Here is a 16,310-nt window from a genome sequence, read left to right as displayed (position 1 = left end):
CCCGCCTGCTCCAGGCGGCCGGGCCCCGGCGACGGGCCCGCCTCCCGGGACCAGCGGGAACCGCCGCGCCGCTGCTCGGCCCACCCGCGCCGGAGAGACCGCGCAAGCCCGGCAGGCCACGCACGGCCGACAGACCATGCAGGGCCGGGACGCCACGCAAGCCCGGCAGGCTACGCAACCCTGGCAGGCCGCGCGGGTCCGGGAGGCCGCCGGTGCCCTCGCGGGTGCCGGTACCCGCGAGGGCACCGGCACCCGCGGCAGGCGCTCACCCGTGCCAGGACCTCCACAGTGCCGCGTAGGCGCCTTCCGCCGCGACCAGCTCGTCGTGGCTGCCGAGCTCGCTGATCCTGCCGTTCTCCACGACGGCGATCACATCGGCGTCGTGGGCGGTGTGCAGGCGGTGGGCGATGGCCACCACGGTGCGGCCGTCCAGGACTCGCGCCAGGGAGCGTTCCAGATGGCGGGCCGCCCGCGGGTCGAGCAGGGAGGTCGCCTCGTCCAGGACCAGCGTGTGCGGATCCGCCAGCACCAGTCGCGCCAGTGCGATCTGCTGGGCCTGCGCCGGGGTCAGCGCGAGGCCGCCGGAGCCGACCTCGGTGTCCAGGCCGTCGTCCAGCGCCCGCGCCCACCCGTCGGCGTCCACCGCGCCCAGGGCCGCCCACAGCTCGGCGTCGTGGGTGTCGGCGGCGGTGCCCTCTCCTGCGGGGCCGACCCGGGAGTACGGGAGGGCCAGCAGGAGGTTGTCGCGCAGGCTGCCCCCGAAGACGTGGTGCTCCTGGTTGACGAGGGCGACGTGCGAGCGGACGCGCTCGGCGGGCATCCGGGACAGCTCCGCCCCGCCCAGGGTGATCCGGCCGTCGCGGGGAGCGTAGATCCCGGCGAGCAGCCGGCCGAGGGTGGACTTGCCCGCGCCGGACGGACCGACCAGGGCGAGCCGCGTGCCCGGGGCGACGTCGAGCGAGACCCGGCGCAGCACGTCGACGCCCTCCAGGTAGCCGAAGCGCACCCGGTCGGCGTGCACGGCCCGGCCGTCGGGAGCCACCGAGGCGTCTCCGGCCGCCGGCTCGATGTCCCGCACCCCGACCAGGCGGGCCAGCGACACCTGGGCGACCTGCACCTCGTCGTACCAGCGCAGGATCAGGTTCACCGGATCGATGAGCATCTGGGCGATGAGCGCCCCGGTGGTCAGCTGACCCACCCCGATCCAGCCGTGCAGCACGAACACGCCGCCGACCATCAGGACCGAGCCGAGCACGAGGAGGTGGACCGTGTTGATGACGGGGAAGAGCACGGAGCGCAGCCAGAGCGTATAGCGCTCCCACTGGGTCCACTCCTTGATCCGTTGTTCCGACAGGGCCACGCGGCGGGCGCCGAGGCGGTGCGCCTCGACGGTGTGACCGGCGTCCACGGTCTCGGCGAGCGCGGCGGCGACGGCGGCGTACCCGGCGGCTTCCGAGCGGTAGCCGGACGGGGCCCGCTTGAAGTACCAGCGGCAGCCGGCCACCAGGACCGGCACGGCCAGCAGCACGGCGGCGGCCAGCGGCGGAGCCGTCACGACCAGGCCGCCGAGCAGCAGCAGCGCCCACACGAAGCCGATGGCGAGCTGCGGCACGGCCTCGCGCATGGCGTTGGCCAGCCGGTCGATGTCGGTGGTGATGCGGGAGAGCAGGTCGCCGGTGCCCGCCCGCTCCAGCACGCCGGGCGGCAGCCCGACGGACCGGACGAGGAAGTCCTCGCGCAGGTCGGCCAGCATCCGCTCGCCGAGCACCGCACCCCGCAGCCGCACCTGCCGGACGAACACGGCCTGCACGGCGAGCGCGAGCACGAACAGCCCGGCGGTCAGGCCCAGATGCAGTGCCCCGGCCCTGTCCGACACCCGTTCGACCAGGCCTCCGAGCAGGTAGGGGCCCGCCATGGAGGCGATCACGGCCACCGTGTTGACGCCGATGAGCAGCAGGAAGGCCCGGCGGTGCCGGCGGAACAACTCGGTGACGTAGGCGCGCACGGTGGCGGCGGCCCCCACGGGCAGGGTGGTGGCGGTCGTCGGGGCCGCCGGGTCGTACGCCGGTGGCGCAACGCCGATCATGCGCTCTCCTCGATCTCTTCCAGCTCCTGGAGCGCGCCCAGCAGCACGCTGTCCCCGGCCGCGGCCCGTTCCTCGTCGGTCTCCCGCGTGACCACCGCTCGGTACCGCGGATCGCCGTCCACCAGTTCGCGGTGCGCGCCGACCGCCACGACCTCGCCGTCGTCGACCAGGACGACCCGGTCCGCGCGGTCCAGCAGCAGCGGCGATGAGGTGAACACCACCGTGGTCCGCCCCGACCGCAGCCGGCGCAGCCCGTCCGCGATCCGGGCCTCGGTGTGCGAATCGACCGCGGACGTCGGCTCGTCCAGCACCAGCACCTCCGGATCGGTCATCAGGGACCTGGCCAGGGCCAGACGCTGGCGCTGCCCGCCGGAGAGCGAGCGTCCGCGCTCGGTGATCCGGGCGTCCAGCGGGTCCGCGGTGCCCAGCGAGCCCTGCGCGAGCGTGTCCAGCACGTCCCCGCACTGCGCGGCGGCCAGCGCGTCGGCGGCGCGCACGGCACCGGAGGAGGGCACGTCGAGCAGTTCGCGCAGCGTGCCGGAGAGCAGCACCGGGTCCTTGTCCTGGACGAGGACGGCGGTCCGGGCGCTGTCGAGGGGGAGTTCGTCCAGGGGCACCTCGCCGAGCAGCACCGACCGGTCCGGCTCCGCCGGGTGGCCGCCCAGCCGCTCGGCGAGCCTGCCCGCCGCGTCCGGGTCACCGCACACCACCGCGGTCAGACGCCCGGCGGGCGCGAGCAGACCGGTTACGGGGTCGTACAGGTCGCCGCCGGGCACCTGGGCCTCGCGGGTGCCGTCGGTGGCCGTGGACCGTTCCAGCGACAGCACGCGCGCGGCGCGGACGGCCGACGGGCGGGAGAAGGAGTACGCCATGGCGATCTCCTCGAAGTGCCGCAGCGGGTAGTTGAGCATCATGACCGCGCTGTACACGGTGACGAGTTCACCGACCGTGATCCGGCCCTGGCGGGCCAGGCCGATGCCGTGCCAGACGACCGCGATCAGCAGCAGCCCCGGCAGCAGCACCTGCACCGCGGAGATCAGCGACCACATCCGGGCGCTGCGCACGGCGGCGTGCCGCACCTCCTGGGAGGCCCGGCGGTAGCGGTCCAGGAACAGTTCCTCGCCGCCGATGCCGCGCAGCACGCGCAGCCCGGCCACGGTGTCCGAGGCCAGCTCGGTGGCCCGGCCCGCCTTCTCGCGCTGCGTGTCGGCCCGGCGCGTCGCCCGGGGTAGCAGCGGCAGCACCGCGAGCGCCACGACGGGCAGGCCGACGGCGACGACCAGGCCGAGGGACGGCTGGTACACGACCAGGCCGACGCCGACGGCCAGGACCGTCAGCGCCGCGGCGGTGAACCGGGAGAGCGCCTCGACGAACCAGCCGATCTTCTCCACGTCGCCGGTGGAGACGGCCACCACCTCGCCGGCGGCCACCCGGCGGGTCAGGGCTGAACCCAGGTGAGCGGCCTTGCGGGCCAGCAACTGCTGGAGGCGGGCGGCGGCGGTGATCCAGTTGGTGATGGAGGCGCGGTGCAGAAAGGTGTCGCCGACGGCGATGCCCACCCCGCACAGCAGCATCAGAACACCCGTCAGGGCCAGCCGGGTGCCGGAGCGGTCGACCGCGGCCTGCACGGCCAGGCCGACGCAGAAGGGAAGGGCGGAGACGGAGACGAAATGGAACAGGCCCCAGGCGAGTGACCGCAGCTGTCCGCCCAGCTGGTTGCGCCAGAGCCACCACAGGAATCGGGGACCCGAACGTGCGTCGGGCACGCCCGGGTCGGGATACGGAAGGTCTTGGATCTGCATGACGTCCCAGTGGCTCGTGTCAAGGGAGAAGGGAATGACCGGACGGCCGCGCGAGCGGCAGCAAGCCGTGAAAGGTTCGCGTCGCGCAGTGGTGAATTTCAAACCGTTTTTCCGGCCGACCGGTGATTCCACCGCCTTCCGGCCACGCCCGGGACGGCTCCGTCCGCGGAGCGCGGCGCGGCGGACCGTCCGGAGCGGTGGCCGACCGGGAGAACCGCGGTCCACCGGTTCACGCCGCCGGCCCGGGCGGGTGCGGTACGCCGGCGCGCGGCGCACGACGGACGCGACGGCGACCTGAGGCGCCCGCCCTTCTCCTGATGCTTCTCCTCCTGCTCACCGCCTGTGCCACCGAAGCCCCGCACCCCGCCCGGTGACACGGCGTCCAGGGAGCCCGCGACCCGGACGCACGCCCACCCGCCCCGTACGAACGCCGCCGGTGCCCGCCCCGCCGGATGTCGAGCACGACGGTGGAGGCGGCCGCGCCCCGGTCGCCGCCTCGCCGCCGTGAACGGCCACGACCGGCCCGCCGGACCCGCCCGGCGACGACCTCGCCGGGCGGGACACGGCCGTGGGCCGCCGCGGTGTCATCGTCCGTCCGCGGGGGCCTCCTGTCCCTGGGGTCCCGCGGCGGCGGTGGACGAGTCGATGACGTCCACGTCGCTCGCCCGGACGTACCCGAGCCGGTGGCCGACCTGGATCTCGTAGTACTTCTCGCGGCCCCACACCACGGGGTTGGGCGTGGAGCCGAACGACTTGGCGGTGTAGGAGCTGCCGACGCCGGACTGCGTCACGTACCGCTGGCCCGCCTGCAGGCCGTACGGCAGCGGCGACTCGCTCGGCTCGTCCATGCCCTCCGGGTAGGCCTCCTCCTCCGGCAGCGCGCGTCCGAACACCGGGACCTCGTCCAGCCCGTCCTTCGGGGTGACCATGTGCCCGGCCGCGCCGACGGCGGTGGGGTGTGCCTTGGGGTTCTCGAACCAGGCCTTGCGCCCCTGGAACCAGATGGCCGTCCAGTCGCCGCTGCGGTCGGCGACGGCGAAGGTCTGACCGGCGGAGACGCGCGATCCGAGGTCGTTCACGTCCTCGGTGGAGTCGTCGCCCTCCGGCCTGCGGCCCGGGTCCTGGATGAGCGGCGCGTCGACGCGCGGCTCGGTGTACAGGCGGACGGCGCTGGAGCCGTGCGCCCGACACGGTGAACCATCGCGGGTACAGCCCGTGAACCGCGGCTTGTTCGTGGTGTAGTCCGGCAGGATGGTCACCATGTCGCTGTCCGGTCCCGCCGTCGCCCGCAGAGGGGCACCCAGGAGGTCGAAGTAGTGCCGCCAGTCCCAGAAGGGGCCGGGGTCGTCGTGCATGTCGGGGATGGAGCCGGCCGTCGGGGCCGGCACGTTGTCGTGGCCGAAGATGTGCTGCCGGTCGAGCGGGATCGAGTACTTCTTCGCCAGGTACCGCACCAGACGCGCCGAGGTCTGGTACATCCGCTCCGTGTACCAGGTGCCCGGCTGAGTAAGGAAGCCCTCGTGCTCGATGCCGATCGAACGGGCGTTCACGAACTGGTTTCCGGAGTGCCAGGCCTCGTCCTTGGTCCGGACGTGCTGGGTGACATGGCCGTCGCTGGAGCGGACCGAGTAGTGCCAGGACGCCTCCGTCGGGTCCTGCACGGTCTGGAACATGCTGTTCAGCGTCGCCTCGGTGTCGTGGATGACGATGTACTCGATGGGCTGGTCCCGGGGCCGGTCGGCCAGGTCGTGGTTGCCGTACGTGGTGCCGTCGGTGCCGTTGTCGATCTCCACGTAGGGCGCGCCGAGCCAGTCGCAGGTCAGGTCGGCCGGGCACTCGACCTGCGGTGGTCGCTGCGGGCCCTGCGGGACGGTGGCGCGGTGGCGCGGCTTCACACCCGGGGCGGCGGGGAGGGAGACGTCCTGGCCCTCGGCGGTGGTGCGGTGCGCGCCCCGGCGGATCACGGCGAAGACGTCGGCGGCATACGCCGCGGCTGACGCGACGTCACGGGTGCCGGGGAACCGGGCCACCGCCTCCCACCAGTCCGCGGGGTCGTTGCTGAGGGGCTTGCCGAGCTGGGTCTGGGTGGCCGCGAGGAGGGCCGCTCCACCGCGTACGTTGGCGACGGCGTCCGTCCGCAGCCGTCCGGCCGGGGCCCGGATCAGCCGTGCCGCGTGCTGGAGGTCCGCGGGCTGCACGGCATGGCGGGCCGGGGGGTCCGCGGCCTCCCCGGCGGCCGGCCCCGCGGCCCCCGCGCTCGGCACGCCGTCCGCCTCGGGCGGGTCGGACGACGGCGTCGGGGGCCTGACGAGATCGGTGTCCAGCAGGTGCATCGGCCCGAAACCGCCCGCGACGCTGGGCGCGCCCGGATGGGCGTCCCAGCGCGACTGCATGTACGCCACGCTCATCAGCACACTGCGGGGCACGTGGAACTCCCGCGAGGCGTCCGTGAAAGCGTGTTGCAGACGCCGGTCGGACGGGTCGTCGACGCCGGCCATCGGCAGGATCAGCAGCGGTGGCAGAAGAGCCGCCCCCGCGATGAGGCAAGCCGTGCGGCGGCACCTCCGGGCGGTACCGGGGACATGTGCAGAAACATTTCTTCTTTTCATGCAGAGGCTCTCCCAACCACGCTCGTTCGCCACCGGGGCAGAGGAGTTGCCCGTCGTGCCACCCCTCGTACGTTTCCGTGCCTCGGGCGCCGTGTCGTGGCGAGCGTCACCGGGGTGGACCAGCCACCCCGCAGAGGCCACCCGGTCGGCGGCAGTAACTCCGCTGCCCGGGGCAACCAACTGGGGCCGTGCGCGCGCTCAGTCCTCGACCGGGTCGACCCGCCAGTCGGGGTGGCCCGGCATGGGCGGTGTGTGCGCGCCGTACAACCACGGCGTGAAGAAGGGCTTTAGGTCCTCGCCCGCGACCCGGGACGCGAGCGCGACGAAGTCCCGGGTACCGGCGGCCCGGCCCTGATAGGTGGTCACCCAGGCCCGCTCGATGCGGCCGAAGGTCTCCTCGCCGACCTTCTCCCGCAGCGCGAACAGCACCAGCGCGGAGCCGTCGTACCGCATCACCTTGAACAGCGTCTGCGCGGTGGGCTCGGCGGGCGCGCCCTCGTCGTGGCGCCACTGGTCGTGCTGCTCGTACGCCGCCCGCATCGCCGACTCCATGCTCACGCCGCCGTGCTCGCCGGAGTACAGGCGTTCGTAGTACCGGGCGTGACCCTCGCTCAGCCACAGGTCGGACCAGCGCCGGACGGCGACGCTGTCGCCCGTCCAGTGGTGGGCCAGTTCGTGCACGAGGTTGCGTTCGGCGTTCACCCGGTCGCCCTGCAGCTCCTGGGGCGGCACGACGGAGAGCGACTGGGTCTCCAGCGCCACCGGCTGGTCGGTGTCGCCGACGAGCACCCCGTAGCGGCGGAACGGGTACGGGCCGAGCCGCCGCTCCAGCCACGCCAGGTGCTCCGGCGTGAGCGAGCGGTACTCGGCGGTGTCCGCGACCAGATCCTCCGCCACCACGTCCCGGACGGGCAGCCCGCGCGGGCCCTCGCCGTCGACGAACGTGAACTTCCCGATCGCCATCTGGACCAGTTGCGCCGCGATCGGCTGCTCGGAGTCGTACGTCCAGCGGACGCGGCCGTCGGGCCGCCGTGCGGTGCCGACGAGCCGGCCGTTGGCCACCGCGCTCAGGTCCGGCGGGGTGGTGATCCGGAACGTGACGGGCGCGCGCAGGCTCGGGTGGTCGTTCGCCGGGAAGATCATCTTGGCGCCGTCGGGCTGTGCGCAGAGAACCGTGCCGTCCGGCGTGGGCACCCAGCCGTAGTCCTGGATCGCGTCGTCGCGGTGGCGTCCCTGGGTCGGGTCGGCGGTGTAGGCGACGTGGACGGTGAACGTCCGGCCGCGTGGCACCGGTTTCGCGGGCGTGACGACGAGTTCGTCACCGTGGCGTTCGGCGGCGGCCGGTGTGCCGTCGACGGTGACGTGGTGCAGCGCATTGCCCGCGAAGTCGAGGTCGAAGCGGGAGAGGGCCTGGGTGGCGGTGGCGCTGATGGTGGCGCCGGCCTCGAAGGGCGTCCGTGGCGCCCGCCAGTCGAAGTCGAGCGTGTATCGGCCGACCGTGTAGCCGCCGTTGCCGGCGAGCGGCATGAGCGGATCGCCGATGCCCGGCGCGCCGGGGGAGGGTGCCTGGCCGTCCGGGGCGGCGGAGGCGCCGGGGGCGGCGCGGTCCGGACGCGGCCCCGGGCCGCCGACCCGGGCGTCCCCGGTGAACAGGTCGGTTCCCGTCACCACGACGGTTCCGGCGAGCGCGACGGCTCCGCCGACCGTGAGGACGAGCACCGTGCGCCGTGCGCGCAGGAGGCGCCGGGGCCGTGGAGCGGACGGCGCCCTCACCGGAACGGTCCGTCGACGGCGCGGGGCCGGGGGGCCGGGCTCGCGGTCGTGTGCCCCGCTGGACTGCCGGCGGTCGTGATCTCCATGCCCGCACTATGCCAGGAAGGTGAGGTTATATCACTAATCATCCCCGCGTCGGCCGCTCGTGCGCGGCCGTACGGGTGCCGTCCGGGACGCGGGCGCGCGAAGGCGGCCGGCGTCTCACCTGACCGCGGCTGGACGACACCTGCCGCGGGCGGCGCCTGCTCGGCCGACGTTGCGCGGGAGCGGTGGCGCGTGGTCGGCAGGTCGGCCGAGCACGTGCCCCCTCGTCCCTCCGGACGACTGCCGCGGCCGGACGCCGCCCGTGGTCCCGGAGGTGCTGGTGGAGGGCCCTGGACGCCGGTGACGGCGGAGGGTCGCGGTCGTCACCGGCGGCGACGGCGGGGCGTGCCGCCCACGGGGGCGCAGTCCGGGCCGCCTCCTCTCGCGGAGGCGTGGCCGTTCAGCAGGGCTGGTCCGGGTTCCCGTCGATCAGCGCGTCCAGGAGGACGCCGAGCACCTGGCGCTCCTTGTCCGTCAGCGGCGCCAGTATCTCCTCGGCGGCGGAGTGCCGGGCGCCGCGCAGTTCGCGCAGGGTCGCCCGCCCCTCGTCCGTCAGCTCGATCCGGGTCACGCGCCGGTTCGCCGGATCCGCCGCCCGCCGCACCTTGCCGTTCGCCTCCAGCCCGTCGACCAGCGTCGTCACCGCACGGGGCACGACCTCCAGGCGCTGGGCGAGGTCGGCCATGCGCGGCGGCGACGGGTAGTGCGCGAGGGTGCGCAGCAGCCGGGACTGGGCCGGGGTCACGCCCAGTTCACGCTCCTGGAGATGGCGCTTCTGGATGCGGTGCACCCGGCGGGTGAGCCGTAGCAACTGCTCGGCGAGCAGTCCGTCGGGATCGGGGGTGGTCATGCGGGAACAATATCAGGATGCCGTTCATTGTGAGTATAGGTAACAATGAGCTACGATCCGTTCGACGGCGTCGGCCGCTCCCGGGCCGGCACCCGTTCCCCTCAGTAGGAGCCCATGCATCCCGACCGTGAACTCTCCTGGACCCCACCTGCCGACGCCGGCGAACAGCCCCGGCAGGTGCGCCGCATCCTGCGGCTCTTCCGTCCCTACCGTGGGCGGCTCGCCCTCGTCGGCCTCCTCGTCGGCGCCTCCTCGCTGGTCTCGGTGGCCACACCGTTCCTGCTGCGGGAGATCCTCGACGTCGCGATCCCCGAGGGGCGCACGGGCCTGCTGAGCCTGCTCGCGCTCGGCATGGTCCTCAGCGCCGTCCTGGCCGGCGTCTTCGGCGTGCTCCAGACGCTGATCTCGACCACCGTCGGCCAGCGGGTCATGCACGACCTGCGCACGGCCGTCTACGGCCGCCTCCAGCGCATGTCGCTCGCCTTCTTCACCCGCACCCGCACCGGCGAGGTGCAGTCCCGCATCGCCAACGACATCGGCGGCATGCAGGCCACCGTCACCTCCACGGCCACCTCCCTGGTCTCCAACGTCACCAGTGTGGTCGCGACGGTCGTCGCCATGGTCGCGCTGGACTGGCGGCTGACGATCGTCTCCCTGCTCCTGCTGCCGGTGTTCGTGTGGATCAGCCGCCGCGTCGGCAACGAACGCAAGAAGATCACCACCCAGCGGCAGAAGCAGATGGCCGCCATGGCGGCCACCGTCACCGAGTCGCTGTCGGTCAGCGGCATCCTGCTCGGCCGCACCATGGGCCGCTCCGACTCGCTGACCGCGTCCTTCGCCGCGGAGTCCGAGCGCCTGGTCGACCTGGAGGTCAGGTCGAACATGGCCGGGCGCTGGCGCATGGCCGTGATCACGATCGTCATGGCCGCGATGCCGGCCGTCATCTACTGGACCGCCGGCCTCGCCCTCCGCTTCGGCGGCCCCGAGGTCTCCCTCGGTACCATCGTCGCCTTCGTCTCGCTCCAGCAGGGACTGTTCCGCCCCGCGGTGAGCCTGCTCGCCACCGGGGTGCAGATACAGACCTCGCTGGCGCTCTTCCAGCGCATATTCGAGTACCTTGACCTGCCGGTCGACATCACCGAGCCCGAGCGCCCGGTCCGGCTCGGCCAGGTCAAGGGCGAAGTCCGGTTCGAGGACGTCGAGTTCCGGTACGACGGCAAGGGCGGTCCGGTCCTCGACGGCGTCGACATCACCGTGCCGGCCGGCCGCAGCCTCGCCGTCGTCGGCCCGACCGGCGCCGGCAAGTCCACACTGGGCTGCCTGGTGCCCCGGCTGTACGACGTCACCGGCGGCCGGGTCACCCTGGACGGCGTGGACGTCCGCGACCTCGACTTCGACACCCTCGCGCGCGCGGTCGGCGTCGTCTCGCAGGAGACGTACCTCTTCCACGCCTCGGTCGCCGACAACCTGCGCTTCGCCAAACCGGACGCCACCGACGAGGAGCTGTACGCGGCGGCGAAGGCGGCCCAGATCCACGACCACATAACCGCGCTGCCCGACGGCTACGACACGGTCGTCGGCGAACGCGGCCACCGGTTCTCCGGCGGCGAGAAGCAGCGCCTGGCGATAGCCCGCACCATCCTGCGCGACCCGCCGGTCCTCATCCTGGACGAGGCGACCAGCGCGCTCGACACCCGCACGGAGGCCGCCGTGCAGGAGGCCATCGACGCGCTGTCGGCCGACCGTACGACGATCACCATCGCCCACCGGCTGTCCACCGTCCGGGGCGCCGACCAGATCGTGGTGCTGGACTCCGGCCGCGTCGCCGAACGCGGGACGCACGAGGAACTCCTGGAGCGGGACGGCCGGTACGCGGCCCTGGTGCGCAGGGACGCGCGACTGCAGCCGACAAACTGAATATATGCCGGGTTCGCGACGATATGCGTATTACCGTGCCCGCATGCAGACGAACACTCCGTCACGGAGCAGGATCCGACTGACGCGCCGGGGCAGGCTCGCCGTCGTCGTGGCAGGCGCCGTCGTGGCCGGCACCGCCGTGGCGGTGCCGCTGCTGACGTTCGCGGTCGACGGCGAGCAGGCGGAGGAACCCGCCATGCTGGTCATCCCGCAGGGCTGGCGCGCCAGCCAGGTCTACGACGCGATCGACAAGGCCCTCGGACTGCCCGCGGGCAGCACGGGCAAGTCCCTCGACAAGGCGGCCCTGCAACTGCCGCACCAGGCGGGGGGCAATCCGGAGGGCTACCTCTTCCCCGCGACGTATCCGGTCCGTGAGGGCGCGACCCCGGAGTCGCTGCTGCGGGCCATGGTCGACACCGCCCGGCAGCGCTACGACCGCGCGCCGGTCGCGGCCGGGGCGCAGCGCGAGGGGACCGACGTCTACCAGGCCGTCACCGTCGCCAGCATCGTCCAGGCCGAGGCCGACTCTGCGGCGGACATGGGCAAGATCGCCCGGGTGGTCTTCAACCGGCTGGCGCGCGGGATGCCGCTCCAGGTGGACTCCACCCTCAACTACGCGCTGAACCGCAACATGGTGCGCAGCAGCCGGAGCGACACCCAGATCACCAGCCCGTACAACTCCTACCAGCACACCGGACTGCCGCCGACCCCGATCGACAACCCAGGCGAGCAGGCGATGCGCGCCGCCCTCGACCCGACGCCGGGCGACTGGCTGTACTTCGTCACGGTGAGCCCCGGGGACACCCGTTTCACCGCCGACTACGACGAGCACCTGCGGAACGTGGCCGACTTCGAGGCCCTCCACCAGAGCGCGCCCGCGCAGCCGTCGGACGGCGGCCTGCAGGGACCCCCGGGACCCCCCGGACCCCCGGAACTCCCGGGACCTTCGGAGGCCGTCGGGGGCTGAGCCCGGTGGGCTGTCACGCGGCGGCCGGCTCCCCGGCCAGGAGCCGCCTGATGTCCCGTACGGCCGCGCGTCCGGCGCGGTTGGCCCCGATGGTGCTGGCCGACGGCCCGTAGCCGACGAGGTGGACCCGCGGATCGGCGACCGCGCGGGTGCCGTCCACCCGGATGCCGCCGCCCGGCTCGCGCAGCCGCAGCGGGGCGAGGTGACCGAGCGCGGCCCGGAAACCGGTCGCCCACAGGATCACGTCGGCGGCCACCTTCCGGCCGTCCCGCCACTCCACGCCCTCCGGGGTGATCCGGTCGAACATCGGCAGCCGTTCCAGGACGCCGTCCGCGAGACCGCGCCGGATCGCGTCGTTCAGGGGGAGCCCGGTGACCGAGACGACGCTGCGCGGCGGCAGCCCCTGGCGGACCCGGTCCTCCACCAGCGCGACGGCCGCACGGCCCGCGTCCTCGTCGAACGGCCCCTCGCGGAAGACCGGCGGCCGCCGGGTGACCCAGGTGGTCTCGGCGGCGTACGGGGCGAGTTCCAGGAGGTGCTGGGTGCCCGAGGCGCCACCGCCCACGACGACGACCCGCTGCCCGGCGAACTCCTCGGGCCCGCGGTACCGCGCGGTGTGCAGCTGCCGCCCGCGGAAGGTCTCCTGACCGGGGTAGCGGGGCCGGAACGGCCGGTCCCAGGTGCCGGTCGCGTTGATGAGGGCCCGGGCCGACCAGTCGCCGTCCGACGTCTGCACGAGCAGCCGCCCCCCGGCGCCCTCGCGTACCGCGCGCACCTCCACGGGGCGCCGCACCCGCAGGTCGAAGGCGCGTTCGTACCGGTCGAAGTACTCCGCGACGACCTCGGACGAGGGCCGCGCCGGGTCGGCGTCCGTCAGCTCCATGCCGGGCAGGGCGTGCATGCCGTGCACCTTGCCGAACGTCAGCGAGGGCCACCGGAACTGCCAGGCACCGCCCGGCCCCGGGGAGCGGTCGAGGACGACGAAGTCCCGGTCCGGCCCGAAGCCGGCCCGCCGCAGGTGATGGGCGGCGGCCAGCCCGGCCTGACCCGCGCCGATGACGACGACCTCGACCTCGCGTGCTGCGTTCACGCCTGGCCCAACAGGATGCGGTGCGCCGATCTTCCCGCGGGCGTCCCGGACCGGCCGGCGGGCCGCGGGGACCGGGGGAACGGGGGCGCCGGCGCGTGTGAGAACCGGCGCAGGGGTCAGGATGGGGACATGTCCGATGCCTTCACCACACGCATGCTGCACGTCTCCACCGGCTCCCGGGAGCGTGTCGTCGACCTGAGCGCCGACTGCGAGGAGTTCCTGCGGGAGGCGGCGTCCGGCCGCGACGGCCTGCTCAACGTCTTCGTTCCGCACGCCACGGCCGGGATCGCGGTCATCGAGACGGGCTCCGGCAGCGACGACGACCTGCTCGCGGCCCTGCACACCCTGCTCCCGGCCGACGACCGCTGGCAGCACCGGCACGGCAGCCCCGGGCACGGCCGCGACCACGTCCTGCCCGCCGTCGTCCCGCCGCACGCGACCCTCCCGGTGATCGGCGGCCGCCTGGAACTGGGCACCTGGCAGTCGGTGTGCCTGGTGGACACGAACAAGGACAACCCCGACCGCCGGGTTCGGCTGAGCTTCCTCGGCTGACCGGCACCGTGGCTGACCGGTACCGGGGCGGGCCGTCGGGCAAGGCGCCCGCCCCGGCACCGGCGTGGGCGCCGGGTGACCGTCGCCGTGACCGGAACCGTGAAGCCCACGGGCCGCGCGGCCCGCGGGCTTCACGGCGGCCCCGTGCTCCGCGGGGCCGCCGGTCCTGCGCTCCGTCAGGGCGCCGGCAGCGGTGCCGTGGCCGACAGCCGCTGCCGCAGGTCGTCGAAGAGGGCCACGTAGTCCTCGTCCGCCCCCACCTGGCCGTACACGTAGTGGTCGGGCCGGACCAGTACCGCACGGGCCCCGGCCTCGGCGAGGTACGGCAGGTACAGGTTGTCGGTGTCGGCCACGACGTCCGGGTCCGCACCCGTGACCGGGGCGTCACCGGGGACGACCGTGGCCACCCGCACGTCCAGTTCCCCGAGCAGCTCCTCGGTGCGGGTGTCGAGGTACGGACGGGGGTCCTCCGCGCAGAGGAGGACGAAGCCGGTGCCGACGACGTCGTCGAACAGCCCGGTCTCGGCGCCCCGCCGCACCCGGCCCTGGGGACTGAGCCGCCCGGCCAGCCGGCCGCCGGCCGCCCCGCCGCCGCGGTGCAGCAGCCCCGTCCGCAGCGGGTGCACCGGGGCCTGGGGGGCGCCCGTGCCCACGCCGCGTTCCCGCGCGGCCGTCATCGCCACGTCGCGGTCGGCGGCCGCGGCCGGATCGAGCTGGCAGATCACCTTCCCGAGGTCCACCGACATCCGCACACCGTGCCGCACGTGCTGGGCGCGCTCGGCGACGTAGGTGTCCAGGACGTGGTCGCCGGCCTTGCCGCTCAGCACCAGGTCGAGCTTCCAGGACAGGTTCGCCGCGTCCCGGATGCCCGAGCACATGCCCTGACCGGCGAACGGCGGCATGACGTGCGCCGCGTCCCCCGCGATCAGCAGCCGCCCCGACCTCCACTGCTCCGCCCACCGGGCCTGGAAGGCGTAGACGGCGTGCCGCAACAGGGTGGCGTTGTCGGGGTTGAGGTCGAACATCTTCAGCAGCCGCCAGGCGCTCTCCTCGGTGTCGAGTTCCTCGACCGACTCGCCTTCGAGCCGCATGAACTCCCAGCGCCGGTGGCCCGGCCCGGCGGACGCGGCGGTCCGCGGCCGGGCCGGGTCGCAGATCTGCAGGTTGTTCGGGTCGAAGGTACGGGCCTCGTGCAGCACCACGTCGCAGATCAGCCAGTCGTGCGAGAAGTTGAGGTCGTGCATGGCGGGGCCGATGCACTCGCGGACGAAGCTGTTCGCGCCGTCGCAGCCGACGAGCCAGCGGGCCGTCAGCACAGACCGCTCGCCCGCACGGCTCACGCAGGTCAGCTCGACATGGCTGCCGTGGTCGGTGGCACCGACCGCCTCCATCCCCCGCAGCACCCGCAGCGTCGGCAACTGCGCGCCCCGGGCGGTCAGCGCGCTCTCCAGTCCGGGCTGGAACATCGAACTGGAGTCGGGCCAGTGGCACCAGCCGGTGGACGATCCCTGGATGTCCAGCAGGACCCGTCCGTCCGCGTTCTGCCACATGTACCGGCCCGAGGGCTCGGTCTCCGCGGCGATGTAGTCGCCGAGGCCCAGCCCGGCCAGGGTGCGGGCCGCCTCACTGTCGAAGGCCACGGCCCGCGACAGCGTGTACGGCTCGGGCCAGCGGTCCACCACGGTGACCTGCCAGCCCCGCCGGGCCATCAGGATCGCCAGCGTCTGCCCCACGGGGCCGTCGCCGACGATCAGCACGTCCGTTTCCACGTCCATGGTCGGGCCGCCCCTCAGTCGTCCTGGAGCAGGACGTGCCGGATGACGGCCTGGTACTCGTCGGTCTTCGCCAGCACCCGCGTCTCGTCCCGGCCGTTCTCCGCCTTGAGGTAGCGCCGCCCGACCAGCAGCAGCTGGCCCGTCTCGTAGGCGCGGCCGTAGATCAGGGTGCCCGCCGCGATCATCTCGCCCGCCCAGTGCCAGAACGGGTCGTCGTTCTCGCCGCTGGATATCGCCTTCCACTCGGCCAGTTCGCGCTCGGTCGTGGTGAAGCGGTACACGGCCAGCCATTCGCCGCCCGCGGTGCGCCGCTCCAGGACCAGGTGGGCTCCGTCCTCCAGGACGCGGTAGTCGAAGCCGAACTGGGACTGCACCTCCTCGGACACCCGCACCGGTTCGATGAACGACGGGCCGGCGAACCCGACGTCGGCGAGCCAGAGTTCGTCACCGATCCGCACCAGGTTGAGCATGTGCTCCAGGTCGGGACCGAACTTCCCGTCGGCGCCGCGCACGCCCGAGGAGATGACCGTCACGTCGTAGCCCAGCTCGGTGAGCACCGCGCGGAAGAGGCCGCTGTGCTCGTGGCAGATGCCGCCCCTGCGCTCCGTGATGAGCGCCTCGAAGAAGACGTCCGCCCCGGCGTCCACGTCGTCCCAGATCGCCAGCCCCTTGGGGGCGTTGCGGGAATTGTCGAACGGCACCGTCATCATGTGCCGCTTGTGCAGCTCGCGCAGGGTCTCCGCGGTCGGTTCCAGCGAGCCCGTGTAGCCGAGGTGCTTGAGGTAGGTGTCGAGTACGAACATGT

11 protein-coding genes are annotated in these 16,310 nt (G+C 73.6%); 3 read left to right on the top strand and 8 right to left on the bottom strand.

Features of this window, described 5'->3' with window-relative positions; genetic code table 11:
- Positions 1–265 precede the first annotated feature (265 nt).
- The 5 genes from ACZ4K2_RS31645 to ACZ4K2_RS31625 form a co-directional block, all read right to left on the bottom strand.
- On the bottom strand, positions 266–2,086 hold the full coding sequence (locus tag ACZ4K2_RS31645) for an ABC transporter ATP-binding protein (RefSeq protein WP_467478462.1): 1,821 nt from the start codon (positions 2,084–2,086) through the stop codon (positions 266–268).
- Complete coding sequence (locus ACZ4K2_RS31640) at positions 2,083–3,888, bottom strand: ABC transporter ATP-binding protein (protein ID WP_467478460.1); 1,806 nt, start codon at positions 3,886–3,888, stop codon at positions 2,083–2,085. The genes ACZ4K2_RS31645 and ACZ4K2_RS31640 overlap by 4 nt, the downstream gene beginning before the upstream one ends.
- Before the next feature lie 584 nt (positions 3,889–4,472).
- Positions 4,473–6,386, bottom strand: coding sequence for an N-acetylmuramoyl-L-alanine amidase (locus tag ACZ4K2_RS31635; RefSeq protein WP_467478458.1), 1,914 nt, complete (start codon positions 6,384–6,386; stop codon positions 4,473–4,475).
- A gap of 309 nt (positions 6,387–6,695) precedes the next feature.
- Positions 6,696–8,270, bottom strand: coding sequence for a M1 family metallopeptidase (locus ACZ4K2_RS31630; RefSeq protein ID WP_467478455.1), 1,575 nt, complete (start codon positions 8,268–8,270; stop codon positions 6,696–6,698).
- A gap of 484 nt (positions 8,271–8,754) precedes the next feature.
- Positions 8,755–9,204: a MarR family winged helix-turn-helix transcriptional regulator gene (locus ACZ4K2_RS31625; RefSeq protein WP_467478453.1), complete on the bottom strand. Its 450-nt coding sequence runs from the start codon at positions 9,202–9,204 to the stop codon at positions 8,755–8,757.
- Between the two features lie 114 nt (positions 9,205–9,318).
- Between ACZ4K2_RS31625 and ACZ4K2_RS31620 the strand changes: the two genes are divergently transcribed.
- Both ACZ4K2_RS31620 and mltG read left to right on the top strand, forming a co-directional pair.
- A complete protein-coding gene (locus ACZ4K2_RS31620; RefSeq protein WP_467478451.1) occupies positions 9,319–11,121 on the top strand; it encodes an ABC transporter ATP-binding protein in 1,803 nt (600 codons plus the stop codon).
- A 43-nt stretch (positions 11,122–11,164) separates the two neighbouring features.
- On the top strand, positions 11,165–12,088 hold the full coding sequence (gene mltG, locus ACZ4K2_RS31615; protein WP_467478448.1) for an endolytic transglycosylase MltG: 924 nt from the start codon (positions 11,165–11,167) through the stop codon (positions 12,086–12,088).
- Between the two features lie 13 nt (positions 12,089–12,101).
- Here mltG and ACZ4K2_RS31610 read toward each other — a convergent pair whose 3' ends face one another.
- Complete coding sequence (locus ACZ4K2_RS31610; protein ID WP_467478446.1) at positions 12,102–13,178, bottom strand: NAD(P)-binding domain-containing protein; 1,077 nt, start codon at positions 13,176–13,178, stop codon at positions 12,102–12,104.
- 129 nt (positions 13,179–13,307) lie between these two features.
- Here ACZ4K2_RS31610 and ACZ4K2_RS31605 point away from each other — a divergent pair, with 129 nt between their 5' ends.
- Positions 13,308–13,730, top strand: a complete 423-nt coding sequence (locus tag ACZ4K2_RS31605; protein WP_467478444.1) for a YjbQ family protein — start codon at positions 13,308–13,310, stop codon at positions 13,728–13,730.
- Positions 13,731–13,906: 176 nt separating this feature from the next.
- Here the strand turns inward: ACZ4K2_RS31605 and mhpA are convergent, their stop codons facing one another.
- Positions 13,907–15,439, bottom strand: coding sequence for a bifunctional 3-(3-hydroxy-phenyl)propionate/3-hydroxycinnamic acid hydroxylase MhpA (mhpA, locus tag ACZ4K2_RS31600; RefSeq protein ID WP_467478578.1), 1,533 nt, complete (start codon positions 15,437–15,439; stop codon positions 13,907–13,909).
- An 80-nt stretch (positions 15,440–15,519) separates the two neighbouring features.
- Complete coding sequence (locus ACZ4K2_RS31595; protein ID WP_467478443.1) at positions 15,520–16,308, bottom strand: arylamine N-acetyltransferase family protein; 789 nt, start codon at positions 16,306–16,308, stop codon at positions 15,520–15,522.
- Positions 16,309–16,310: the final 2 nt, after the last annotated feature.

The sequence above is a fragment of the Streptomyces sp. NPDC025833 genome (assembly GCF_055558055.1).
Note: the sequence above shows the minus strand (reverse complement) of the source record. Positions and strands in the feature narration are given on the sequence as shown.

Coding starts and splice junctions, on each gene's coding strand:
- ACZ4K2_RS31645 (WP_467478462.1), bottom strand. CDS start 2,086: ATGATCGGCGTTGCGCCACCGGCGTACGACCCGGCGGCCCCGACGACC.
- ACZ4K2_RS31640 (WP_467478460.1), bottom strand. CDS start 3,888: ATGCAGATCCAAGACCTTCCGTATCCCGACCCGGGCGTGCCCGACGCA.
- ACZ4K2_RS31635 (WP_467478458.1), bottom strand. CDS start 6,386: ATGGCCGGCGTCGACGACCCGTCCGACCGGCGTCTGCAACACGCTTTC.
- ACZ4K2_RS31625 (WP_467478453.1), bottom strand. CDS start 9,204: ATGACCACCCCCGATCCCGACGGACTGCTCGCCGAGCAGTTGCTACGG.
- ACZ4K2_RS31620 (WP_467478451.1), top strand. CDS start 9,319: ATGCATCCCGACCGTGAACTCTCCTGGACCCCACCTGCCGACGCCGGC.
- mltG (WP_467478448.1), top strand. CDS start 11,165: ATGCAGACGAACACTCCGTCACGGAGCAGGATCCGACTGACGCGCCGG.
- ACZ4K2_RS31605 (WP_467478444.1), top strand. CDS start 13,308: ATGTCCGATGCCTTCACCACACGCATGCTGCACGTCTCCACCGGCTCC.
- mhpA (WP_467478578.1), bottom strand. CDS start 15,439: ATGGCCCGGCGGGGCTGGCAGGTCACCGTGGTGGACCGCTGGCCCGAG.
- ACZ4K2_RS31595 (WP_467478443.1), bottom strand. CDS start 16,308: ATGTTCGTACTCGACACCTACCTCAAGCACCTCGGCTACACGGGCTCG.